Source organism: Roseobacter sp. CCS2 (genome assembly GCF_000169435.1).
Classification (GTDB): Bacteria; Pseudomonadota; Alphaproteobacteria; order Rhodobacterales; family Rhodobacteraceae; genus Yoonia.
The window spans coordinates 69,321-91,025 of record NZ_AAYB01000005.1 but is presented as its reverse complement, the minus strand read 5'-3'; the positions used below and the strand labels follow the sequence as shown (position 1 = coordinate 91,025).

Annotated in this window: 20 protein-coding genes and 1 tRNA gene; 5 read left to right on the top strand and 16 right to left on the bottom strand. The window is 54.6% G+C overall.

Annotation, left to right across the window (positions count from 1 at the left end):
• Nucleotides 1-26: 26 nt before the first annotated feature.
• Together RCCS2_RS14725 and RCCS2_RS14720 are read right to left on the bottom strand one after the other, a co-directional pair.
• The gene (locus tag RCCS2_RS14725) at nucleotides 27-728 is read right to left on the bottom strand and encodes a response regulator (RefSeq protein ID WP_008235606.1); all 702 of its coding nucleotides are present in this window, start codon (nucleotides 726-728) and stop codon (nucleotides 27-29) included.
• Nucleotides 725-1,231: a MarR family winged helix-turn-helix transcriptional regulator gene (locus RCCS2_RS14720; protein WP_008235605.1), complete on the bottom strand. Its 507-nt coding sequence runs from the start codon at nucleotides 1,229-1,231 to the stop codon at nucleotides 725-727. The genes RCCS2_RS14725 and RCCS2_RS14720 overlap by 4 nt, the downstream gene beginning before the upstream one ends.
• A 148-nt stretch (nucleotides 1,232-1,379) precedes the next feature.
• On the opposite strand from RCCS2_RS14720, the gene RCCS2_RS14715 reads away from it, so the two are divergent.
• Nucleotides 1,380-2,249, top strand: coding sequence for a branched-chain amino acid aminotransferase (locus tag RCCS2_RS14715; protein WP_008235604.1), 870 nt, complete (start codon nucleotides 1,380-1,382; stop codon nucleotides 2,247-2,249).
• Nucleotides 2,250-2,303: 54 nt separating this feature from the next.
• Here the strand turns inward: RCCS2_RS14715 and RCCS2_RS18720 are convergent, their stop codons facing one another.
• The gene (locus tag RCCS2_RS18720) at nucleotides 2,304-2,489 is read right to left on the bottom strand and encodes a hypothetical protein (RefSeq protein ID WP_156788570.1); all 186 of its coding nucleotides are present in this window, start codon (nucleotides 2,487-2,489) and stop codon (nucleotides 2,304-2,306) included.
• A 229-nt stretch (nucleotides 2,490-2,718) separates the two neighbouring features.
• Between RCCS2_RS18720 and RCCS2_RS14705 the strand changes: the two genes are divergently transcribed.
• The gene (locus RCCS2_RS14705) at nucleotides 2,719-3,351 is read left to right on the top strand and encodes a hypothetical protein (RefSeq protein ID WP_008235601.1); all 633 of its coding nucleotides are present in this window, start codon (nucleotides 2,719-2,721) and stop codon (nucleotides 3,349-3,351) included.
• On the opposite strand, the gene RCCS2_RS14700 is transcribed toward RCCS2_RS14705, so the two are convergent.
• Entirely contained in the window at nucleotides 3,348-4,268 is a 921-nt protein-coding gene (locus RCCS2_RS14700; RefSeq protein WP_008235599.1) for a DMT family transporter, read from the bottom strand. The genes RCCS2_RS14705 and RCCS2_RS14700 overlap by 4 nt on opposite strands.
• A gap of 114 nt (nucleotides 4,269-4,382) precedes the next feature.
• On the opposite strand from RCCS2_RS14700, the gene RCCS2_RS14695 reads away from it, so the two are divergent.
• Nucleotides 4,383-5,408: a fatty acid desaturase gene (locus RCCS2_RS14695; protein ID WP_008235597.1), complete on the top strand. Its 1,026-nt coding sequence runs from the start codon at nucleotides 4,383-4,385 to the stop codon at nucleotides 5,406-5,408.
• On the opposite strand, the gene RCCS2_RS14690 is transcribed toward RCCS2_RS14695, so the two are convergent.
• The 8 genes from RCCS2_RS14690 to RCCS2_RS14655 all read right to left on the bottom strand — a co-directional run bounded on the left by RCCS2_RS14690 (nucleotide 5,405) and on the right by RCCS2_RS14655 (nucleotide 16,670).
• Entirely contained in the window at nucleotides 5,405-6,553 is a 1,149-nt protein-coding gene (locus RCCS2_RS14690) for a PQQ-dependent sugar dehydrogenase (protein ID WP_008235595.1), read from the bottom strand. The two genes, RCCS2_RS14695 and RCCS2_RS14690, sit on opposite strands and share 4 nt — an antisense overlap.
• A gap of 2 nt (nucleotides 6,554-6,555) precedes the next feature.
• The gene (gene queG, locus RCCS2_RS14685; RefSeq protein WP_008235592.1) at nucleotides 6,556-7,593 is read right to left on the bottom strand and encodes a tRNA epoxyqueuosine(34) reductase QueG; all 1,038 of its coding nucleotides are present in this window, start codon (nucleotides 7,591-7,593) and stop codon (nucleotides 6,556-6,558) included.
• Nucleotides 7,594-7,644: 51 nt separating this feature from the next.
• Complete coding sequence (gene fzlA, locus RCCS2_RS14680; RefSeq protein WP_008235591.1) at nucleotides 7,645-8,310, bottom strand: FtsZ-binding protein FzlA; 666 nt, start codon at nucleotides 8,308-8,310, stop codon at nucleotides 7,645-7,647.
• Nucleotides 8,311-8,374: 64 nt separating this feature from the next.
• Nucleotides 8,375-9,139 (bottom strand): monofunctional biosynthetic peptidoglycan transglycosylase, encoded by a 765-nt coding sequence (mtgA, locus tag RCCS2_RS14675; RefSeq protein WP_037294273.1) that lies wholly within the window; start codon nucleotides 9,137-9,139, stop codon nucleotides 8,375-8,377.
• Between the two features lie 82 nt (nucleotides 9,140-9,221).
• The gene (gene gltB, locus RCCS2_RS14670; protein ID WP_008235588.1) at nucleotides 9,222-13,754 is read right to left on the bottom strand and encodes a glutamate synthase large subunit; all 4,533 of its coding nucleotides are present in this window, start codon (nucleotides 13,752-13,754) and stop codon (nucleotides 9,222-9,224) included.
• A gap of 56 nt (nucleotides 13,755-13,810) precedes the next feature.
• Nucleotides 13,811-14,473: a hypothetical protein gene (locus RCCS2_RS14665; protein WP_008235587.1), complete on the bottom strand. Its 663-nt coding sequence runs from the start codon at nucleotides 14,471-14,473 to the stop codon at nucleotides 13,811-13,813.
• Nucleotides 14,470-15,141 (bottom strand): hypothetical protein, encoded by a 672-nt coding sequence (locus RCCS2_RS14660; protein ID WP_008235586.1) that lies wholly within the window; start codon nucleotides 15,139-15,141, stop codon nucleotides 14,470-14,472. Before RCCS2_RS14660 ends, RCCS2_RS14665 begins: the two co-directional genes overlap by 4 nt.
• A gap of 101 nt (nucleotides 15,142-15,242) precedes the next feature.
• The gene (locus tag RCCS2_RS14655) at nucleotides 15,243-16,670 is read right to left on the bottom strand and encodes an NAD(P)-dependent oxidoreductase (protein WP_008235585.1); all 1,428 of its coding nucleotides are present in this window, start codon (nucleotides 16,668-16,670) and stop codon (nucleotides 15,243-15,245) included.
• 216 nt (nucleotides 16,671-16,886) lie between these two features.
• Between RCCS2_RS14655 and RCCS2_RS14650 the strand changes: the two genes are divergently transcribed.
• Nucleotides 16,887-17,690, top strand: a complete 804-nt coding sequence (locus RCCS2_RS14650) for an undecaprenyl-diphosphate phosphatase (RefSeq protein WP_008235578.1) — start codon at nucleotides 16,887-16,889, stop codon at nucleotides 17,688-17,690.
• On the opposite strand, the gene RCCS2_RS14645 is transcribed toward RCCS2_RS14650, so the two are convergent.
• Nucleotides 17,687-18,667: a complex I NDUFA9 subunit family protein gene (locus RCCS2_RS14645; RefSeq protein ID WP_008235576.1), complete on the bottom strand. Its 981-nt coding sequence runs from the start codon at nucleotides 18,665-18,667 to the stop codon at nucleotides 17,687-17,689. The two genes, RCCS2_RS14650 and RCCS2_RS14645, sit on opposite strands and share 4 nt — an antisense overlap.
• A 159-nt stretch (nucleotides 18,668-18,826) precedes the next feature.
• Here RCCS2_RS14645 and RCCS2_RS14640 point away from each other — a divergent pair.
• A tRNA-Leu gene (locus tag RCCS2_RS14640) sits at nucleotides 18,827-18,913 on the top strand.
• Between the two features lie 748 nt (nucleotides 18,914-19,661).
• On the opposite strand, the gene RCCS2_RS18000 is transcribed toward RCCS2_RS14640, so the two are convergent.
• The 3 genes from RCCS2_RS18000 to RCCS2_RS14625 form a co-directional block, all read right to left on the bottom strand.
• Nucleotides 19,662-20,420, bottom strand: coding sequence for a hypothetical protein (locus RCCS2_RS18000; RefSeq protein ID WP_008235574.1), 759 nt, complete (start codon nucleotides 20,418-20,420; stop codon nucleotides 19,662-19,664).
• A complete protein-coding gene (locus RCCS2_RS14630; RefSeq protein ID WP_008235573.1) occupies nucleotides 20,410-21,180 on the bottom strand; it encodes a hypothetical protein in 771 nt (256 codons plus the stop codon). Before RCCS2_RS14630 ends, RCCS2_RS18000 begins: the two co-directional genes overlap by 11 nt.
• Before the next feature lie 84 nt (nucleotides 21,181-21,264).
• The gene (locus RCCS2_RS14625) at nucleotides 21,265-21,705 is read right to left on the bottom strand and encodes a hypothetical protein (protein WP_008235572.1); all 441 of its coding nucleotides are present in this window, start codon (nucleotides 21,703-21,705) and stop codon (nucleotides 21,265-21,267) included.

The following is a 21,705-nucleotide window of genomic DNA, read 5'->3' as shown; positions in this document are numbered from 1 at the left end:
GGAGCGTAGCGACGGGGGCAGAGCCCCTATTCGGGTGCCAGCATATACCCTGCCCCACGCACCGTCTGCAAATAGCGTGGCTGCTTGGGGTCCACCTCAATCTTGCGACGCAATCGGGTGATCTGTACATCGACAGCGCGCTCTTGTGTCTGACCGCCGGAACGGCTCAACTCTTCCACCAGACGCATGCGGGTCACAGCCTCGCCCGGGCAACCAGAGAAGATGCGCATCAATTGACTTTCGGTCGCGGTCAGGCGCACCAGTTTTTCGCCGTGCCACATCTCACCGCGTTCAATGTCATAGCGGACAGGACCCATATTCAGGACCTTGGGCAAGACAACAGCAGGTTCTGTCGCGGGCATACGGCGCAGAATGGCGTTGATGCGCAACAAAAGTTCCTTTGGCTCAAACGGTTTGGCCAGATAATCATCCGCCCCCGCCTCAAGCCCGGTAATCCGGTCGTCGGTGCCACCCTTGGCGGTCAGCAACATAATTGGGGTCGTGATTGTCTTGCGCAGGTCACGGCACAACGCCATACCATCTTCGCCCGGCATCATCACATCCAGCACGATCAGATCAAATTCTAACCCAGATAGGATACGGCGGGCATGGGCGGCATCGCGGGCGGTACTGACCAGAAAACCGGATCGCATCAGGAACTTTTGCAGCAGACCGCGAATACGCTCATCATCGTCTACAATCAGCAGGTGGGCGTCATCGTTACTCATTCCATTCTATCCTTCATCGCCTCATAATGGTGGCGCGTTTCTTCATCCATCATCGCTTCCAGGACCTGCCGAAATCCAGCAACTGCATTCGGCCCAGCCGCACGATAAGCCGCGCGCATCCGGTCGCGTTGGGCATCGGACAATTCGCGTTCCAACGCTGCACCGGCGTCTGTCAGATGCAAATGGCGTTCACGTTTATCCCGCTGCCCTACGGTGCTGGCTACCAAACCGTCTTCGATCAACGTGCGCAAGACACGATTAAGCGATTGTTTTGTAACGCCAAGAATAGACAACAGGTTATTGACGGTCGTTCCCGGACTGCGATGAATGAAATGAATGGCCCTGTGGTGGGCACGGCCATAGGACTTTTGCATAAGGATACGGTCAGGGTCAGCCGTAAAGCCACGATAAGCGAAAAACATCGCCTCGATCCCTTTGCGCAACTGCTCGTCCGTCAGGAAAAGCAGGCTTTGGCCCATCTGCGGCGGCAACCCGTCACTCATGCGCGTCCTCCCTTGGTCTTGAAATCCACAATACGTCAGCTTTGTTGACATTCCAAGAATCAACTCGTAAGAAAACGCAGAAACTACGCAATATTATGTCCGAAACGGACCTAAATGCGTAATAATCGCAAACGGAGTGGAGGATACGATGGCCGGTGCATATGATGACAGAGATGGGAAAATCTGGATGGACGGCCAATTGGTCGACTGGCGCGATGCAAATGTGCACATTCTGACCCACGCCATGCACTATGCATCTTCGGTGTTTGAGGGCGAGCGCTGCTATTCCGGCAAGATCTTCAAATCGCGCGAACATTCTGAACGCCTGATCAAATCCGGCCAGCTGATCGATTTCGAAATCCCCTATACCGTGGACGAAATCGAAGCGGCGAAACAAGCGGCCCTTGATGCAAACGGGCTGACCGACGCCTACGTGCGCCCGGTCGCATGGCGTGGGTCAGGCGAAGACATGGGTGTCGCTGCTGCGAAAAACCCTGTCCATCTGGCCGTCGCCGTTTGGGAATGGGGCAACTATTACGGTGATGCCAAGATGAAAGGCGCCAAGCTTGATATCGCCAAGTGGAAACGCCCCAGCCCTGAAACCGCGCCGTCACAGGCAAAGGCGGCGGGTCTTTATATGATCGCCACCATGTCCAAGCACGCCGCAGAGGCAAAAGGGTGTTCAGACGCAATGATGTTTGACTATCGCGGCTACGTGGCCGAAGCGACCGGGGCAAACATCTTTTTCGTGAAGGATGGCGAAATCCATACGCCCAACGCCGATGCGTTCCTAAACGGGATCACCCGCCAAACGGTCATCGGCATGCTGAAAGACAAAGGGCTGACCGTGCATGAACGCGTCATCATGCCCGAAGAACTGGAAGGGTTCGAACAATGCTGGCTAACAGGCACCGCGGCCGAGGTCACGCCCGTCGGCCAAATCGGCGACTATAACTTCGAGGTCGGTGCGATTACGCGAGAGATTGCAGAAGACTATGAAAAGCTGGTGCGGGCATAGGGCGATCACTAACATAACTCGAAAAAGGGACGCTCTGGCGTCCCTTTTTACGTTCTAAAGCTCCACACCATGCGCAAACTGCGTATAGAACTTCGCACGCTGGTCCCACTCTCTTTTGCGGCGGCGGCGCTGCAGCGCGAGCGTTGCCTGATTGGGGCGGCCTTGGCGTTCTATTGCCACGGCACGCTTTATCATGGCCGGCGAAACAATCTTTGGTCGGTCGAAAACATGTTTTGTCATCTCATCCTCCAATTTGGCCCCTTACTATACCATATTTCGCAAGGATTCGCGCGCCTGTCGGCAAAACCCAGCCAATAGTAGCTTTTCTTGCGTCAACGGTTGCAGAAGGGCAAATTTCGTAAAATTGTATCCATTCTTGCAACATTAAATGCTTGAATGTGTTCTGCGCAGACAAAGTTCAGACTGCTTTCAATGAAATACCTACAGTGTTCAATCAGTAAAAAGTGCCATGGTCCTTCCTGACAACGTCAACGCATCTTCAACGCCCAACAAACCAAAGCTCGCGGACAGCGAGATGCTTTTGCGTCGTGCGCTCAAATCATCACCCCAGGATGTCTGGCTCGAAACGCTTCGACGGACCCGGGGACCACAACATAACAGTTTGGTCTATTGGATGCTCAGCCAGACGGAATGCGACTTTGCGGTCGCAGTGCATGCCTTCTATCGCAGCGATCCGGCACGGTACTTGGACGATCCGAAACCGCTCCCGCAGCGCCCCGGACATGCGGACCTTTTCGCGCTTATCCTGCTAAACTGGGACACAGGGTATTACCGGACACATCGCATTCAGGTCGATCCGGTTGATGCAGACCCGCGCGCCATTGCCCGTACAAAACAAAAGCTGATGGTGCACTCACAAGGGGCATTGCCATTCAAGATACCGCAGCGGTTTCTTGAACCCACAGGCGGCGCAGCCATCAAGGTGCCGGCCCATTTGCAACCGGATCAAGCGCCACACCTATGGCCACTTTTCGCAGAGTTGGGTCTGGACGTCGACGCCGCGCCACCCGGTTTCGCCCGTAAGATTGCACGCGCAAAGGCGATGTTTCGCAAATTCAAAATAAGTGGACGCCGCGCCTAGTTGCCGACATTTCCGGTCGCTTTACGCTGTTGGGCGCGTTGCAGGCCCAGCGCACGTTCGCGCCAGATAATCAACACGCCAGCGGCAATCACGATCGCGGCGCCGATCAGCATCGTGCCGGTCGGCACCTCATCAAAGATGAAATACCCAATAAGCAGCGCCAAAATCATTGATGTATAGTCAAAAGGTGCGACCAGCGACGCATCCGCATACCGATAACTGGAGGTCAGCAATATCTGCCCAACGCCACCTAGCAAACCCGCCATAATCAGCATCAATGCGACCTGCCAAGATGGCACAACCCAACCCCAAGGCAGGGTAAACAGCGCCATGACGGACGACGTGATCGTGAACCAGAACACAATCGCCGCTGTCGTTTCAGTCGCGACCAATTTGCGCACAAACACCTGCGCCAAGGCCGCCAGCACCGCACCCATCAGCACCACAACCGCGCCCAATGTCTCTGACGTGTTCAGCGATGCCCCAACAGACAGCCGCGGGGACAATACGATCAACACGCCCACCATGCCCAAAGCGACCGCAGACAAACGGAAGGCACGTACATTTTCATTCAGGAACATCGCCGCAAACACGACCACCAAAAGCGGTGCGGCATATCCGATCGCTGTGACCTCTGGCAGGGGCAGCAGCCCCAGACCGGTAAACCCCAGCCCCATCGCCGATGTCCCCACCAGCCCGCGCCAGAAATGGCCCATCGGGTTTTTGGTTTTCCAGCCGGTACGCAGTTCATGCCGGATCGCCAGCCACCCCAGAATGATCGGCAGCGCAAAAAACGACCGAAAGAACACGGCCTGACCGGGGGGCACATCAACAGATGCCGCTTTGACCAGACTGGCCATCCCCATGAACATGCAGACCGACATAATCTTGAAAATGATGCCCCGAAGCGGCTGCATGGTCTTTCCTCTCAATGGCACACTATGTCGCGAGGTGAACACAATGAAGCCTTTTTCACTTGCTAAAGCCTGCCGTTAGGTTATCCGAAAGTAACTCAGGCTAAGAAGCAGTATATGCAAGATAAAAACCAGACCCCCGCCAATATGACCCCCCGTGACTGGGTCCAGATTTTAGCAAAGTATCGTGAGCCAAGCAGCATCCGCAGCAGCTTTGAACTTGCGGTTAGTTTGATCCCCTTTGTGGTGCTTTGGGTGCTGGCCTGTTGGGTCGCACAATACAGCTATCTGGCGGCGTTTCTGATCTCTGCAGCGAACGGTCTGTTCCTGCTTCGGCTTTTCTGCATCCAACACGATTGCGGGCATGGGTCGTTTTACGGCAACCGCGACGTTAGCGATTGGGTTGGGCGCGCCTTGGGCGTTGTTACGCTTACACCCTACGACGTGTGGCGGCGCACGCATTCGATCCATCACAGTCACGCGGGTGACCTTGATCAGCGCGGTATCGGCGATGTGATGACGCTGACGGTTGAAGAATATCACCAACGCACGAAATTCGGCCGCTTCCTTTATCGCGCCTACCGACATCCGTTTGTGATGTTTGGCCTTGGCCCGACATATCTGTTTTTCCTGCAAAACCGGCTGCCATTGGGCTTGATGAAACAGGGGCGTAAATACTGGATCAGCGCGATGGGCACGAACGCCGCGATCCTCACTATTCTTGGCACAATTGTCTATTTCGGCGGCTTTCAGGCATTGTTTCTTGTCTTCCTGCCCACAACACTCATCGCCGCGTCCATTGGTGTTTGGCTGTTCTATGTGCAACACCAGTTTGAAACGACCCACTGGGAACAAAACGAAGACTGGCAATTGCACGAGGCCGCGTTGCACGGCAGTTCACACTATGACTTGCCGCCAATCCTGCGCTGGTTCACCGCGAATATCGGTATTCACCACATTCATCACCTTTACAGCCGCATCCCATTCTACCGGCTGACAGAGGTGTTGCGCGACCACAACGAACTGGTCGAGGTCAGCCGCATGACAATCGCGCAAAGCATCAAATGCGCGAGCCTTGATCTGTGGGACGAAAAGTCAAAGCGCCTGATCTCATTCGCCGCAGCGCGCAAACTGGCCGCTTAACCGGGCGTCACCCGCAGCACTTCACCTGCATCTAGCAGCACCAAAACAGCGCCGTCATCCAGGACCTCCACGTCTCGGATACGGCCAACATCAGTCAGCATCCGCTCTTCTCCGATCACACGGCCCCCTTGCATTTTCAGACGCACCAAACCACCGGGGTTCAGCGATGCGATCAATAAGTCGCCTTGCCAATCAGTATAGGGGCCATCGTAAAACATCATGCCACCGGGTGCGATCACGGGGTCCCAATAGTAAACGGGTTCTACAAATCCAGCACCACGCGCGTCGCCTTCGCCCACATCTGACCCACGATAGTTGATCCCATAACTGACCACCGGCCAGCCATAGTTCAGCCCGGCTTGCGGTTGGTTCAACTCGTCGCCCCCGCGCGGGCCATGTTCAATCGTCCAAAGCCCACCGGGACCAATCGCAGCGCCCTGCATATTACGGTGGCCAAGCGACCAAATCTGATCGTCCCCATCACGACCGACAAAGGGGTTATCGGCAGGCACCGTGCCATCCGCATTGATGCGAATAACCTTGCCATGGGTGCTGTCGATGTCCTGCACCAATGTGCCACCATCACCTGCGCCACGATCGCCGGTCGTAATCCAAACGGTGCCATCCGCCATCGGAATAATCCGACTGCCAAAGTGACGGCCATTGCGGGCAGGGTTATCTTGCACAAAGATATCAACAACCTCACCCACGCTTCCATCCGCAGCCAACTGCCCACGTGCCGCAGCGGTCACCAAACCACCACGCACAGACTTGGAATAGGTCCAAAAAATCGTTCGATCCTGCGCAAAACCGGGGGATACCGCCACATCCAGCAACCCACCCTGACCTTGCGCTGCGACATCAGGTAATCCAGACAAAGGGCGGCTCACACTGCCATCAGGGTTGATCAATCGCAGATCACCCGACTTTTCAGTCACCAAAAACTGACCACCGCCCAGCGGGGCAATCCCCCAAGGGCCATCTAACCCTTCTGCAAGAACCTCAACCGAGATCGAGGTCTCTGGCAAGGCCGGCGCGCGGGTCTGTTCGGCAAAAGCAGGGGCAAAATCTGCGTTGGCCCGTCCCTGTGCCACCTGCGCATTGGCCGCCAACGGTAACATCATCAAAGTCAGAATACGGATCATGATCAGGTCTCCTTTAACCTCAAGATAGCCCAGCGCGCCGCGTCTGCCACCGCAGGATCAGGATCATCAACCAAAGGTGAAACAGATGCTATCAATGCAGCCTCACCCGAATTCCCAATGGCATAAGCCACATTGCGCACAAAACGGTCCCGGCCAATCCGCTTGATCGGTGAACCAGAAAACATCGCCCGAAACGCCGCATCATCCAGCCCCGCTAACCGATCCAACGGGGGTGCGACCAAATCATCGCGCGCGGCCAGCTTTGCATCACGGCCCTCATGGGCAAACTTGTTCCATGGACAAATCGCCAGACAATCATCGCACCCGTAAATCCGGTTGCCCATCAGCGCGCGCAGTTCTTCATCAACAGGGCCTTTATGCTCAATGGTCAGATAAGAAATACAGCGGCGGGCATCCAACTGGTAAGGGGCAGGAAACGCCGCCGTCGGGCAAATATCCAAACACGCGGTACAAGACCCGCAATGGCTGACTTCAGCCGCATCAGGGTCCAGATCAACAGTCGTGAAAATCGCCCCCAAAAAAAACCAATTGCCCAGATCACGACTCAGCAAATTCGTATGTTTGCCCTGCCACCCAAGGCCAGCGGCCTGCGCCAGCGGCTTTTCCATCACCGGGGCGGTATCCACAAACACCTTAATCTCAGCGCTGGGAACCTGTTCAATCAACCACCGGCCTACACGCTTCAAACGCTTCTTCACTACATCATGATAATCCCGGTTTTGCGCATAAACACTGATCGCCGCCCGATCCGGTTCTTCCAGTACAGCCAACGGATCATGGTCAGGCGTATAAGGCTCGGCCAACATCACAACCGACCGCGCCGCAGGCCATAATGCCGCCGGATCACTGCGCCAATTCATCCGCTCGGCCATCCAGCCCATCTGCCCATGCATCCCCGCATCAACAAAAGCTTGCAACCGGGCAGGTAATTCCGGCACCGCATCAGGGCGACATACCCCCATAGATGCAAAACCCGCCTCCTGCGCAAACGCAACAAGCTGCTCTTTCAAGCTTCTCATGTTCGAAAATACCTCGGGGGGAGGAGCGCAGCGACGGGGGGCTGGCCCCCTTTAAAAATCCAGATCTGCATAATGGGCCGCCGGCTGAAACCCCGGCACCTCATCGGCCAAAATCGACCGAAAAGCCGGGCGGGATTTGATCTTGGCATACCAATCTTTCAGCACCTCATGCCGGTTCCAATCCACATCACTGGTATAATCCAGACAGGATAATTGCGCCGCAGCCGCAAAATCCGCCATCGTCATGTCGTTACCCGCCAGCCAACGGCGCTCGTCCAACAGGCGCGCCATATAATCAAGGTGATATTTAATCGCCTTTGCGCCCGCTTTGACATTTGTGCTGTCGGGATATCCGCGTCCCATGACTTTGCGATATACCCGTTCACCGGTCAGATTGATGGTGACCTCATGATAAAACTTATCGTCAAACCAGGCCACCAAACGGCGCACTTCGCAGCGCGCATCAGGCGCTTTTGGCAGCAAGGCGGGCGTTGGATGTGTCTCTTCGATATATTCGCAAATGGCCACGCTATCCGACAACGTGCGCCCATCCATCTTTAACACCGGCACCTTGCCTGCTGGGTTGCGGCGCAGGAAATCCGGATCTTCTTCCCAATATCGTTCCTCGACCAACCCCACTTCGATCTTTTTTTCGCCAAGGCATAAACGGACTTTGCGGGAAAACGGGGACAGGGGATAATGGTACAGGGTGTTCATGACAGGCTCGCTTCAGGGACTGCCCCTTCAATGCCGCAAGCCGCGTCTCTGATCAATGGGCAGGTCAGTTTTCAAAGCAATCCGCGCGTCCGTCCGCCGCTATCGTCGCAGCCCCGCTCATGATTGACGCGGCCCTGTTGCGGGTAAACGTGCTGGGGTTACTGGCCGATCGGTTCTTGGGTGACGGCAGGATGGCCGCCAGCCGCGCAGACTGGATCGGCGATAAATTCGACGCATCAACCCCAAAATAGTGCCGCGCTGCGGCCTGCACACCGAATACGCCCTCATCAAATTCGGCAACATTCAGGTAAATTTCGACAATCCGGCGCTTGGACCAAACCGCCTCTGTCAACGGCGTCCAAACCGCCTCAATCGCTTTGCGCGACCAGCTGCGCCCATGCCATAAAAACACATTTTTCACGACCTGTTGCGAAATGGTCGACGCACCACCGCGCCCCCGTTCCACCGCCGACTGGATCGCATTTACATCCAACCCCCAATGCAGGCAGAAATTTGCGTCCTCTGCCGCCACAACAGATCGGGCCATCACCGGGGCGATATCTGCCATATCAACCCATTCCTGTTTCACATTCACCAGACGATGCGCTTCGGCGCGCATGTAAGGCGTGGTCGGCGGGTTGATCACCGCATAAAGCAGCGTCCACATCAGCGCAAAGGAAAACACGGCCAACGCCCCCCAAAGAACCACCCGCCTAAAAAACCGCCGCACCCGCGCCACTAGCCCGAGTTTCTTGGTCTTCTTCGCAGGTCTCTTCTTAGGTGCCGGCTTTTTCGCCGGTTTCTTCTTTGCTGTGCTCGTTTCTGCCATCGCATCTATAAGCCACGGCAGCCGTTAACAGGTCAAGAAGACCAGCCACCCCCGCGCGTATTTTGGCGCAGGGGCGTGTCATTTATTCCGCAGGGATCGCCGCATCTTCGATGCTCAACGGTGCGGGCAGATGCACCAGCATCTCTTTCGGGCAGACCTGCACGAAGTTCCCTTTCTCAAGGTCCCAATGCTGCAAGATGTCGGCTGCCTTGCGGCTGCCTGTCTCTTGCGCATGCTGCTGAATCAGGCCTTTCAGCTGAGCGTGCCAGTGGTCCACCGTCACCGGGTTCGTCACCAGCGTTTCCATATTGATCAGATCAGCCACTTGCGCCTGAGGATCATAAAGATACGCCATTCCCCCAGTCATCCCGGCGCCAAAGTTGGCCCCAATCGACCCTAGGATCACCGCAACACCACCGGTCATGTATTCACACCCGTTGGTCCCGCAGCCCTCAATCACCACTTTCGCGCCAGAGTTCCGCACCGCAAAACGCTCGCCCGCGCGACCGGCGGCAAAGAGGTAGCCATCGGTCGCCCCATAAAGCACCGTGTTGCCGATAATCGTGTTGTCAGACGCCACTAGCGGGCTAACCATCGGCGGACGCACAACAATCGTGCCGCCTGACAGGCCCTTGCCGACATAGTCGTTGGCATCACCCGACACTTCCAGCTTTAGCCCCGGTGCCGCAAAGGCCCCAAGCGATTGCCCGGCAGAGCCGCGCAGTTTCACTGTCAGGTGGTCCGGCTGCAACGCATTTCGCATCCCGAACTGCTGGACAATATGCGAAGAGGTCCGCGTGCCAATCGTCCGCAACGTGTTTTGCACCGCATAATCCAGCTGCATCTTCTCACCATCATTCAGGAAGCGCGCGGCGTCCTTCACAATCTGCGCATCCAGCGTGTCATCGACAGCATTGCGCGGCTTGTACCGATCATAAGTAATCTTATTCGCACCATCGACGGTGATCAGCAGCGGGTTCAGGTCCAGATCATCCAAATGCGCCGATCCGCGCGACACTTGGGTCAGCAGATCAGCACGGCCAATCACATCATCCAAGCTGCGCGCCCCAATGGATGCGAGGATTTCACGCACTTCGGTCGCATAGAACGTAATCAGGTTCACAACCTTATCGGCGTTGCCGGTGAACTTATCGCGCAATGCCTCATCCTGCGTACACACGCCCACAGGGCATGTGTTCGACTGGCATTGACGGACCATGATACAACCCATCGCGATCAGGGCAGCCGTACCAATCCCGTATTCTTCGGCCCCCATCATCGCGGCCATCACAATGTCGCGCCCTGTGCGCAGGCCACCATCGGTGCGCAGCGTAATCCGTTCGCGCAGGTTGTTCATGGCCAGCACCTGATGCGCTTCGGTCAGGCCCATTTCCCACGGCAAACCTGCATATTTGATCGACGTGGCAGGCGATGCACCGGTCCCGCCATTGTGCCCAGAAATCAGGATCACATCGGCCTTGGCCTTGGCCACACCAGCGGCAATCGTGCCGACACCGGACGACGACACCAGCTTAACCGTCACCTTACAGCGCGGATTGATCTGTTTCAGGTCATAGATCAGCTGCGCGAGATCCTCGATCGAGTAAATATCGTGGTGCGGCGGTGGTGAAATCAGGGTCACACCCTTGGTCGAATGGCGCAGACGGGCAATCAGGTCAGTGACCTTCATTCCCGGCAATTGGCCACCTTCACCGGGCTTGGCACCTTGGGCAACCTTGATCTCAAGCTCTTCACAAGCGTTCAAATACTCAGCAGTCACACCAAAACGACCCGACGCCACCTGCTTGATCTTCGCAGATGGATTGTCGCCATTGGGTTCCGGGTGGAAATGCGCGGGATCTTCGCCGCCTTCGCCACTGTCGGATTTCGCACCAATGCGGTTCATGGCCACGTTCAGCGTCTTATGCGCCTCTGGGCTCAGCGCGCCCAGTGACATACCCGGCGTTACAAACCGCTTACGGATCGCGGTGATGCTTTCAACTTCCTCAATCGGGATCGCTGTGCCCAATGGCTTAATCGCCAAAAGATCACGCAAATGGATCGGCGGGTTAGACTGCATTGATTTGGAATACTGCTGCCACATCGCATAGCTCGCGTTATTGCACGCCGCCTGCATCATATGCATGGTCTGTGCTTCCCAAGCGTGCTTTTCGCCAGAACGGCGGGCTTTGTAAAAACCACCAATCGGCAGTACGTCAGAACCACCTTTCCAGCCTTTCGCATGGACCTCTTCCAACTTGGTCTGAATACCGTTCGTCCCAATCCCTGAAATACGGCTGTGCATACCGGGGAAATATTCTGCCACCATCGCACGGCTTAACCCGACAGCTTCAAAGTTCAGACCACCGCGATAGGACGACAGCACCGAAATCCCCATCTTCGACATGATCTTGAGCAGACCCGCATCAATCGCCGCGCGATAGCGGGTCATCGCATCGGTCAGCGTGCCATCAATCAGCCCGCGACGCAGACGGTCCGCGATGGAATCCTGCGCCAGATAGGCATTCACAGTGGTTGCACCACAGCCAATCAGCACAGCGAAATAATGCGGGTCAATGCATTCTGCGGCGCGCACGTTGATCGAACAGAAGGTGCGCAAGCCTTTCGCCGTCAGCCCCGAATGCACCGCAGAGGTGGCAAGGATCATCGGCATCGGCACCTGATAGGGCGACTGGTTCTGATCGGTCAGCACAATGTGCCCTGCGCCGGACCGCACCGCATCCTCTGCCTCAGCACGAATACGCTTCAATCCTGCGTTCAACGCACCGGAACCGGGTTCAAAGATACAGTCGATGACGGCGACGTTGTCACCAAAGTGGCTGACCATTTCATCAAACTCGGCATTGCCTACAAACGGGCTTGCCAGTTGCAAAATCTCGGTTTGTGAACTGTCTTCGTCCAGCACGTTCTTCAGGTTTCCGAACCGCGTTTTTAGTGACATCACCCGGCTTTCGCGCAGTGAATCAATCGGCGGGTTCGTCACCTGGGAAAAGTTCTGCCGAAAGAAATGCGACAGCGGACGATAGGTTTTGGACAGCACAGCAGAGGGCGTATCATCACCCATCGACGCGATCATTTCCTTGCCATCCTCGGCCATCGGGGCCAGTACCTGCTCCAGCTCTTCGATGCTGTAACCGGCGGCCATCTGGCGCTTGCGCAGCTCATCACCCTCAAAAAGCGCCTTTTCTGGCACGTCGCTCATGATGTCGTTAAGGTCGACAACCTTTTTGACCCACTCACCAAACGGCTGGGCCGCGGCCAGTTTGTCTTTCAATTCTTCATCATGAAACAAGCGGCCCTCTTGCATATCCACGGCAATCATTTGCCCCGGACCAAGCGCGCCTTTTTCGACGACAGTGCCTTCATCAATCGGCACCATGCCCACCTCGGACCCCGCGACCAACAGACCATCACCCGTCACAACATAGCGCAGCGGGCGCAAACCGTTCCGGTCCAAACCACCGCAGACCCAACGGCCATCGGTCATCGCCAAAGCGGCGGGACCATCCCAAGGTTCCATCACCGCATTGCAATAGCCATACATATCCTGCCACGCTTGGGGCATTTCCACGGCCTGCTGCGACCATGCCTCTGGCACCATCATGGTTTTGGCCATGGGCGCATTGCGGCCTGCACGAACCAAAACCTCAAACACGGAATCCAAGGCCGAACTGTCAGACGCACCCGACGGAATGATCGGTTTGATATCCTCGGCCTTATCGCCAAACGCCCCTGACGCCATGCGGATTTCATGGCTTTTCATCCAGTTGACGTTGCCTTTCAACGTGTTGATTTCACCATTATGGGCCAACATGCGGAACGGCTGCGCCAGCGACCATTGCGGAAAGGTGTTCGTGGAATAGCGCTGGTGATAGATCGCAAAGGCGCTTTCAAAGCGGACATCCATCAGGTCGGGGTAGAATTCCGCCACCTGTTCAGCCAGCATCATACCTTTGTAGATAATCGACCGGCAGGATAGCGAACACATATACATGCCAACGATACCAGCGGCGGTCGCTGCCTTCTCGATCCGGCGGCGAATGATATAAAGTTCGCGTTCGAACTTTTCTTCATCCATATCCTTTTCGCAGCGGATCAGGATTTGCTCAATCTCGGGGCGGGTGGCGTTCGCTTTGTCGCCCAATACCTCGGTGTTGACGGGAACATGACGCCAACCATAGATATAATGGCCCATGCGCAGCACTTCGGTTTCCACAATAGTTCGGCAACGTTCCTGCGCCCCGAAATCTGTACGCGGCAAGAACACCTGACCAACCGCGATCAGTTCACCTTCTTTGGGTTCATGGCCGGTACGACGGATCTGATCCTCAAAGAAAGGCACCGGGATCTGCACATGAATACCCGCGCCATCGCCGGTTTTGCCATCGGCATCAACCGCACCGCGGTGCCAAACGGCTTTCAGCGCATCGATGCCTTTTTCCACAACATCCCGCGATGGCGTGCCATCAATGGACACCACTAGGCCCACACCACAAGAGGCATGTTCATCGTCGTCTTTATAAAGACCGTTTTCAGCCATCCACTGACGCTTGGCTTCCTCGGCAGCGACCCAAGTTTCGTCATATGTTGTCATGTTATGTCCTTTCGTAGGCGGGGCCATCACAGGGGGATGGACTTGCATTTCTGTTCTTAAGAGATTGCGACGCCGCAACCGTGTTTCGGGCTGCTGCTTAAGAAACCCGGCTCACCGGGATAGATAAACTCGACCGGGCGATTGCTTTGCTCAAATTCACCGTTGGACGTTGTCACCACGCCTGTACCGGCGATGAACATGCGCCAGTTGCGGCTGATGAATTCGTTGCCTTTGGACGACCAGACCTCATTGCCAGCCTCATCAAGTGCGGTGATGTCATAGGTGGTTTCGGCCAGCGTGACCCCATCAATGGTAATCTCGCGACCCGTCAATGTGTCTTGGCCGACATAGCGGGTCGTCCCGATCTCGTCAGAAAACGTGCGGAAATCATAGTCGTCCAACCCAGTCTCGATCAGGTCAGAAATGGACGCAGGTTCAGCAGGATCACTTTCCAACTGTTCGCGATGCCCGCTGCGCACATGAAAACTGCTGATCCACTGGGTTTCGCGATCAATCACGCCGGCATAGGTCACGCCTTCCTCATCAAGGCTGACGCGGCGCTGGTGCCCATCAGGATCACCCTGGCATGTAAAGTGGTGATCCACCTGACAGCTTTCACTTTGCACTGTCAAAAAAGCATCACAGCCTGCAGGCAGTACGAACGTCTCTTGCGCCGCAGCGGGGGCGGCGAAACAGATCAGGGCAAGTGCTGTTCTCATGGCTGAAACCCCGCGTCGATTTCATTGCACTCATACTTCGGCAAATCCGCGAAAAAGCCCGGTTCATCGGGATAAATAAACTCTACCGGGGACATATCAATGATCTGTTCGGGGTTATCCTGCGGCCAGCTTTCGCCAAAAAAGAACAAGCGATGCTTTTCGCTTACAAATTGGCGGCCATTACTGGCGTCAATTTCATTGCCTTCACCATCAATGGTGCGACCCTGAAATTCAGTGTTCAACAGCACCTCGCCATCAATTTCCGTGGTTTCGCCAGTCAGCAGATCATAGCCCACATTCCGTTCAGTCCCTTCATCAGTTTCAAGGGTGAAATCCCATGTATCAATCTGGGTGTCGAAAAGTGTGGTCAGCGACGCAGGATCATCGGCAGGTGTGATCAGACGTTGATTGCCAGTGACTTTATAGGCCTCGACCCACTGAAACTCTGCATCGACTTTTTGCACGCTGAAAACACCGGCCTGCGTCAAAAGCGCGATCCACTGATCACCCGGATCATCAGCTTCACAGCGCCAGACATTCGTCATGACGCAGCCCTTATATTGAACAGTCAGAACTGCCTCGCATCCTTCTGGCGCGGCAAAGCTTTGCTGAGCGGTGGCAGGTGTGGCCGCAACCAAGGCGGTCAGGATCATCCAAGGCTTCATCATTTCTTTACCTTCCGGGTCAGTCAGTATGACCTACTCAATTCATCTGTATGGCGGCGTGTACGTACAGGATGTGTACGCAATCTGTACGACCATATCTGGCGTTATTCAGCAGCCACATCGGCGGCCTGCCCCAAGTATTCCAGCATTGCCGTCGCCGCGTCACGCCCATCGCGAATAGCCCAAACAACAAGCGACGCACCGCGCACAATATCACCTGCGGCATAGACACCCTCTAGGTTGGTGGCACCTGTGTTAAAATCGGCTTTTACGGTTCCCCAACGGGTCACTTCCAACCCATCAACGCCCCACAGCTTTGGCAGGTCTTCGGGTTCAAAACCCAGCGCCTTGATCACGATATCCGCACCTTCGACATAGTCGGACCCTTCAATCAGCTCAGGTGCCTGCCGGCCTGTGGCATCAGGCGCGCCAAGACGCATCTTCTGCACTTTTACGCCAGTGACAGCGTCACCCTCGAAACCATTGGGCGCAGACAACCAAACAAATTCAACGCCCTCTTCTTCGGCATTCTGCACTTCACGCTGCGACCCGGGCATATTCGCGCGATCACGGCGGTACAGGCATTTGACGCTTTCGGCACCTTGGCGCACGGCAGTACGGACACAATCCATCGCGGTATCACCACCGCCAATAACAACGATGCGCTTGCCTTCGGCGTTCAATTCACCACTGTCAAATTCCGGCACATCATCGCCAAAGCTTTTGCGGTTACTGGCAGTCAGGAAATCAATCGCGTCAACGATGCCATCCGCGCCAGAGTCGGGCAAATCACGTGTTTTATAGACGCCTGTCGCGATCAGCACCGCATCATGCTTGCCACGAATAGCATCAAACGACAGGTCCTCACCAACGTTACAATTCAAAACAAACTGCACACCGCCGTCTTCCAGCTGCGCCATGCGTTGCATGACGATGTCTTTTTCCAGCTTAAATCCGGGGATACCATAGGTCAGCAAACCGCCCCCACGATCGTAGCGGTCATAAACGGTGACCTGCACACCCTGACGGCGCAGCATGTCAGCAGCGGCCAAACCACCGGGGCCCGCGCCTATGATACCTACGCTTTCGCTGCGTTCGGCATGCGGGCGGATCGGCTTGACCCATCCTTCTTCAAACGCAGTATCGGTGATGTACTTCTCGACCGAACCGATGGTCACCGTGCCATGACCGGATTGTTCGATCACGCAGTTGCCTTCGCACAGGCGGTCCTGCGGGCAGATACGGCCGCAAATTTCGGGGAACGTGTTGGTGGCCTGCGAAATCTCATACGCTTCTTCCAACCGGCCTTCGGCGGTCAGGCGCAGCCAGTCAGGGATGTTATTGTGCAATGGACAGTGGGTCTGGCAGTAAGGCACACCACACTGGCTGCACCGACTGGCTTGCTCGGCGGCCTTGTCGCGGGCGTACTCTGCATAAATCTCGCCGAAGTCTTCTTTGCGTAGGTTCGGCGGGCGCTTTTCGGGCATATCCCGTTCAACCTTGGTGAACTTCAACATCTTCTGGCCAGCCATCGGCGAACCTCCCATATTCAAGAGCGAAATGTCTTTTATGACGGTGATCCGCAAATGAAAAGGCAGTAGTACTGACCTATATGTGAGAAAATTCACTCTCGAACAAGAAAGTGGCTGGGAAATATTAAAATATAGGTCCGGTATGCGACCTATATCCGCTCTTTCACCTAAATTCAGGCAGGTTAGTTTGCATCTGACGAATCAAAGACCGGATCAATGACGACATTTCATCTGCTACTTATCGCACTGATCCAAGGGATCACCGAATTCCTGCCTGTGTCTTCATCCGGGCACCTGATCCTTTTGCCGTCCTTGTCAGGTATGGACGACCAAGGACAAGTGATTGATGTCGCGGCCCATGTGGGCACGTTGGCCGCGGTGATCTTATACTTCTGGTCGGACGTTAAACTTGCCCTTGGCGGCAGCTTGCGCCTGATACGCGGCAAGATCGACACAAAAGGCGCGTTTCTGGCACTTTGCCTGATCATCGCAACGGTGCCTGTGATCATTGTAGGGCTGATCCTGAAGGTTACCGGCCTGTCAGACGCGATGCGTGGAATTGCTGTTATTGGCTGGGCGATGATCATCTTTGGGATCTTGCTGTATTGGGCAGATCAGAAGGGGACGACGGAAAAGACAGCGCCGCAATGGTCATTGAAAGACGCCTTTCAAATGGGGCTCTGGCAGGCAGTCGCGCTAATCCCCGGCACATCACGATCAGGCATCACAATCACTGCCGGGCGGATGTTGGGTTATACCCGCACAGACGCAGCCAAGCTGGCCATGCTGATGTCGATCCCGACGATCATCGCCTCAGCGGCATTACTTGGGCTGGATGTGATCAGCACCGGCGACATCGGTGAAATCCGTGATATCGGGATCGTTATCGGGATGTCATTCGCCGCCGCATTGGTTGCACTGACACTGATGATGCGCTTGCTTAAATCCGTCAGCTTCACGCCTTACGTGATTTACCGGATCGGGCTGGGCATCATCCTGCTGTGGATCGCTTATACTTAAGTCTTAAGGTTCTTGGCGGATTCTTTGATCGCGTCGTACTGGCCTGACGGGCGGAAACGCCACAGATAATCAGGCAAAACGGCCTCCATCGCGGTGGGCTGCATGCCCAATGCGGCAAAGCTGCGCGCATCGTCAGCGACGACATTGTCAACAGCCAGATTGATAACCTGATCCTTGGTCACAGGGCCTTTGATCAACCCAAATGACAGTTTCCGTACAAGACCAAAACCAAACGCCATCACGCGCGCCATCCAGAACGGCGTATTCACGATCAAACGACGGCGGCGGATCACATCCAGCATCAGCTGCATGAGTTCGCGGAACGTATGCACATCAGGACCGCCCAATTCATATACGCCGCCTTCAGCTTCGCCCAGCACACCCTTGACGGCAGCAGCGGCGACATCATCGACATAGACCGGCTGAAACCGCGTATCAGCGCCAATCACAGGCAGAACAGGGCCCAAACGGGACATGCCGGCAAAGCGGTTAAAGAATTGATCCTCAGGACCAAAAATAATGGACGGACGCAGGATCATCGCGTCCGGCATATGCTGTAACACGCCGGATTCACCGGCGGCTTTGGTTTTTGAATATTCACTCGCTGCGTCGGCATCTGCACCGATAGCCGAAATATGGACCATCCGGGTAATACCATGGGCCGCAGCGATCCGGGCGATACGCGCAGGCCCTTCGGTTTGCACAGCTGAAAACGTGTTCTTGCCCACCTCATCCAGAACACCAACACAGTTTACAACCGCATCAGCACCGTTGATCACGGCCTCAACGCTTGCGTCGTCGCGGATATTACAAAAAACAGGCTCAACCTGGCCCACCACACCGTAAGGGCGGACGAACATTGCCTCATTGACGTTGCGAACAGCGACGCGGACGCGCCATCCCTCTTTTGCCATGCGACGGGCAATATAACGCCCGACAAAACCGGAACCGCCAAAAATGGTGACAAGCTGAGACATCGCTGAAGCCTTTGGATAAGTAGCTGGGTCCGGGTTTACCCCTCTGCGCCACATTAAGACAAGGCGCAATGACCCTGAATTAAACCACCATCGGCTTTTTGTCCTCGAATCGCGTTGACACAGCGGGGAACGGCGCGTAAATCGCGGCACACGTGACCTGCCCAGGTGGCGGAATTGGTAGACGCGCCAGCTTCAGGTGCTGGTGTCTGTATGGACGTGGAGGTTCGAGTCCTCTCCTGGGCACCATTTGTCTTGATTTATGTCAGGAAATCAAAAAGATATGCTGCGTAAATTTCTTTTGTTCCCCGAATATCCCCCGTTCTTAGACCATACCGCACGGCTGAGCGTTGTCGATGTTGGACAATAGCAACGACTTATTCCCATACATTTCGAGAATTCTTTTGTTCGTCTAACGCGTTCTTTTTTGATTGTGCAATCGATTCCACAGTCCCATATCCGAACGCTGCACAACCAACTCGTCCCTATGACGAGTTACACTTGTCCAAGTAGTGCTTTCGCCAAATGTTGCGTCCACATTGCGAAGGAACTGCGCTTCATCAGCGTTTCGTGCCCTAATTCCACTAAATCATCCACTATTAGGAGCCGACGGCAAAACAATATTGTAGATATCGGTTTGCGTCCGCGCAAAAGTGCCGTCTGGCCTTTGAATTACTGCAACACCATCGGTATCAAGCCCCCAGCGATTGCCGCCCGTCAATGTTGGACGAGCAACTCCAACACTATCATCTAATAATCTGTAGCCATCGGGCAATGCCGCAGTATCCGGAACATCCAGAACACCCCCGCGTGATCGGCTCAAGAGCCCGCCAAAGTTGCGTGCGGCGTTCGGTAGGGCACCCACACCACTGACTGTACCCGCCGTTACGCGGTAAACCTAAACCACGCTTACGAAGAGCTAGAAGGAATTGTCGAACAGGTTAGCGTTCAGTTGGATATTGGGTGCGTGGTCGAGAATTTGGAGCGGTGATTAGCTTTACATAATCCGCCCAAATAAAGCCTGTCGGATGCCATCCTGCACTTTGGCTGTGGTTTGATCAGTGAAGAGGTCAGTACCAGCGCTCAGCTTCCAGCAAACCTCTTTTGTAAGCTTTACATCTGCTGGAAGCAGGTCAACGACCTTTTGCGCTGTGTTATTGACCTTTTCCCAAAACCCAGCTCCAAACCACATCGCTGCTGCCGCTACTTCCACGTACCCTTGTCCCAAAATAAATCGGCCCGGGTTTTGGCTCGTATCGACGATTTTCTGCTCTAGTGGGAACGGTAATCCGTTCGATTTCATAGGCAAATCATCCATTGAAAGTCCAAGTGCTTTGAACTGTAGCGGGTCAAAGATATTCTGCAAATGTTGGTAGTTTGCATCAAAGAGATGAGCCTGTGTGAAGCTTGGATCACCTGCGATTGTCATGTTTAAGAGTTCGTCACAAAAGCTAGAATTCAGGATGGCTGATTTTGCGTTTATGAATACGCTATCATAATTGTGGCCGCCATCTTGACCATACATAAAACTGCAGCCATCTCCTTCAATTTCAAACGATTGCACATGGGCACCATCAATGATCTCTTCGATTTTTGTTACTTTGATCGAAGCTCGGTTGATTTTGGAAGACCGAAAAGAAACTGACATATCGTTTGGAAGCCCCATGTACTGAAACTGCGACCAGATTGCCGAAACATCTAACTGCTTCTTCTCTCCGATAATCCAAAGTTCTCGATCAAAAAGATCAGAATTCATTGATCCTCACCGTTATTCCTCTTGCTGCCCCATATGCTTCAAGCGAACGTGCGACATCCGCGCCACCGGATTGAACCCTTATATCCAAAACCTTCGTAGCGTTTGAGTTAAGACTTGTCCAAGTTCTAAGTTCGTCAATATGTGACCGCATTGAAGACTGCCATCCAGTTCCCGCAGTATCAACGGTTTTCAAGCTCACCCAAGTAGAACCTTGATTGAAATCAAATGCGGGTGAAAACCCGTTATTTTGAGCTCCTACACGTGTCCATCCACTGTATTCCGTTACGGCGAGATGATCTTCAATCAAATTTCCACGCTGAATTGGCGTAAACTGCCCTCGATCCCAAATACCATCGGGTCCACTATTTGTAGCATCTAAACCGACACTAAAACCCAAGCTGGTCACATGGGGTTCATGCCCATACATGACAATACCGTTGCCACGCTCGGCAGCAGCAGCACCTGTGAATGCGACATTGGCCACTGTTGCTGGTGGTGCTCGTGCTGCAAAATGAACATCAGCGTGTTCAGCTACAGCAGCTGGTTGATGTGGGAATAACTCAGCTTGAGACGTCGCTTCAGGTGCCATTGGCATGGCTGCTACGCTCAACGCAGAGAAAATCAAAGCGGCGATCAAGCCAATGATATGACGTAAAAAACTCATATGGTTGTTTAGCACATAACGGTCAGAAAAACCATCCTCGCCAGCTTCATCGGCAACCCGCATTTCGGCAAAAGCTATGCCGTCAATCTCAACCATGCACACGAAGAACTCCAAGATTTGGTTGACCGTGTGACGATTGAGCTGGAGCTGATGAACGTCGCTAAAGAGTTGGAACGGTGATCAATAATCTTCCGGCCAATCCAATTTGTTGGCGTCTATCCATTCCACGCAGTTCGGCAGGTTATGCGGCTCACACAAAAAGTGTTCGACAATAGGCCAAGCAGCTTCAAATGGGACAAAGCTGCCAAGTGATACGGTGACACCACTATCAGCACACTCAAAGCTGTTTATTTCTGATGGCTGGCCCACGCTCAGCATTGAGCGGTTCCGACTAAAATTCGCCTTGTTGTAACGGTCCAATGAGAACGCCAAGCCATGCCCTTGTTTGTAGTTGATGATCAATGAGTGCTGTTCACCATCATCATCAAAATACTGGATCGACCCGCTTTGTTCGCTGTCCCACTGGATTTCATTCTCTTTGCTGAACGCTGACTTCCATGCTTTCGCAGAAAAGTCGTCCTTATGCCCAAGTTCGTAGAATGTGGAATGATATCTGCTCAT

What these genes read in the sequence shown, in the direction of transcription:
- RCCS2_RS14650 (WP_008235578.1), top strand. Translation starts at nt 16,887, where the DNA reads ATGACGACATTTCATCTGCTACTTATCGCACTGATCCAAGGGATCACC.
- RCCS2_RS14705 (WP_008235601.1), top strand. Translation starts at nt 2,719, where the DNA reads ATGGTCCTTCCTGACAACGTCAACGCATCTTCAACGCCCAACAAACCA.
- RCCS2_RS18000 (WP_008235574.1), bottom strand. Translation starts at nt 20,420, where the DNA reads ATGAATTCTGATCTTTTTGATCGAGAACTTTGGATTATCGGAGAGAAG.
- RCCS2_RS14645 (WP_008235576.1), bottom strand. Translation starts at nt 18,667, where the DNA reads ATGTCTCAGCTTGTCACCATTTTTGGCGGTTCCGGTTTTGTCGGGCGT.
- RCCS2_RS14630 (WP_008235573.1), bottom strand. Translation starts at nt 21,180, where the DNA reads ATGGTTGAGATTGACGGCATAGCTTTTGCCGAAATGCGGGTTGCCGAT.
- fzlA (WP_008235591.1), bottom strand. Translation starts at nt 8,310, where the DNA reads ATGAACACCCTGTACCATTATCCCCTGTCCCCGTTTTCCCGCAAAGTC.
- RCCS2_RS14720 (WP_008235605.1), bottom strand. Translation starts at nt 1,231, where the DNA reads ATGAGTGACGGGTTGCCGCCGCAGATGGGCCAAAGCCTGCTTTTCCTG.
- RCCS2_RS14665 (WP_008235587.1), bottom strand. Translation starts at nt 14,473, where the DNA reads ATGAGAACAGCACTTGCCCTGATCTGTTTCGCCGCCCCCGCTGCGGCG.
- RCCS2_RS14655 (WP_008235585.1), bottom strand. Translation starts at nt 16,670, where the DNA reads ATGGCTGGCCAGAAGATGTTGAAGTTCACCAAGGTTGAACGGGATATG.
- RCCS2_RS14690 (WP_008235595.1), bottom strand. Translation starts at nt 6,553, where the DNA reads ATGATCCGTATTCTGACTTTGATGATGTTACCGTTGGCGGCCAATGCG.
- RCCS2_RS18720 (WP_156788570.1), bottom strand. Translation starts at nt 2,489, where the DNA reads ATGACAAAACATGTTTTCGACCGACCAAAGATTGTTTCGCCGGCCATG.
- RCCS2_RS14700 (WP_008235599.1), bottom strand. Translation starts at nt 4,268, where the DNA reads ATGCAGCCGCTTCGGGGCATCATTTTCAAGATTATGTCGGTCTGCATG.
- RCCS2_RS14625 (WP_008235572.1), bottom strand. Translation starts at nt 21,705, where the DNA reads ATGAGCAGATATCATTCCACATTCTACGAACTTGGGCATAAGGACGAC.
- mtgA (WP_037294273.1), bottom strand. Translation starts at nt 9,139, where the DNA reads ATGGCAGAAACGAGCACAGCAAAGAAGAAACCGGCGAAAAAGCCGGCA.
- gltB (WP_008235588.1), bottom strand. Translation starts at nt 13,754, where the DNA reads ATGACAACATATGACGAAACTTGGGTCGCTGCCGAGGAAGCCAAGCGT.
- RCCS2_RS14715 (WP_008235604.1), top strand. Translation starts at nt 1,380, where the DNA reads ATGGCCGGTGCATATGATGACAGAGATGGGAAAATCTGGATGGACGGC.
- queG (WP_008235592.1), bottom strand. Translation starts at nt 7,593, where the DNA reads ATGAGAAGCTTGAAAGAGCAGCTTGTTGCGTTTGCGCAGGAGGCGGGT.
- RCCS2_RS14725 (WP_008235606.1), bottom strand. Translation starts at nt 728, where the DNA reads ATGAGTAACGATGACGCCCACCTGCTGATTGTAGACGATGATGAGCGT.
- RCCS2_RS14660 (WP_008235586.1), bottom strand. Translation starts at nt 15,141, where the DNA reads ATGATGAAGCCTTGGATGATCCTGACCGCCTTGGTTGCGGCCACACCT.
- RCCS2_RS14695 (WP_008235597.1), top strand. Translation starts at nt 4,383, where the DNA reads ATGCAAGATAAAAACCAGACCCCCGCCAATATGACCCCCCGTGACTGG.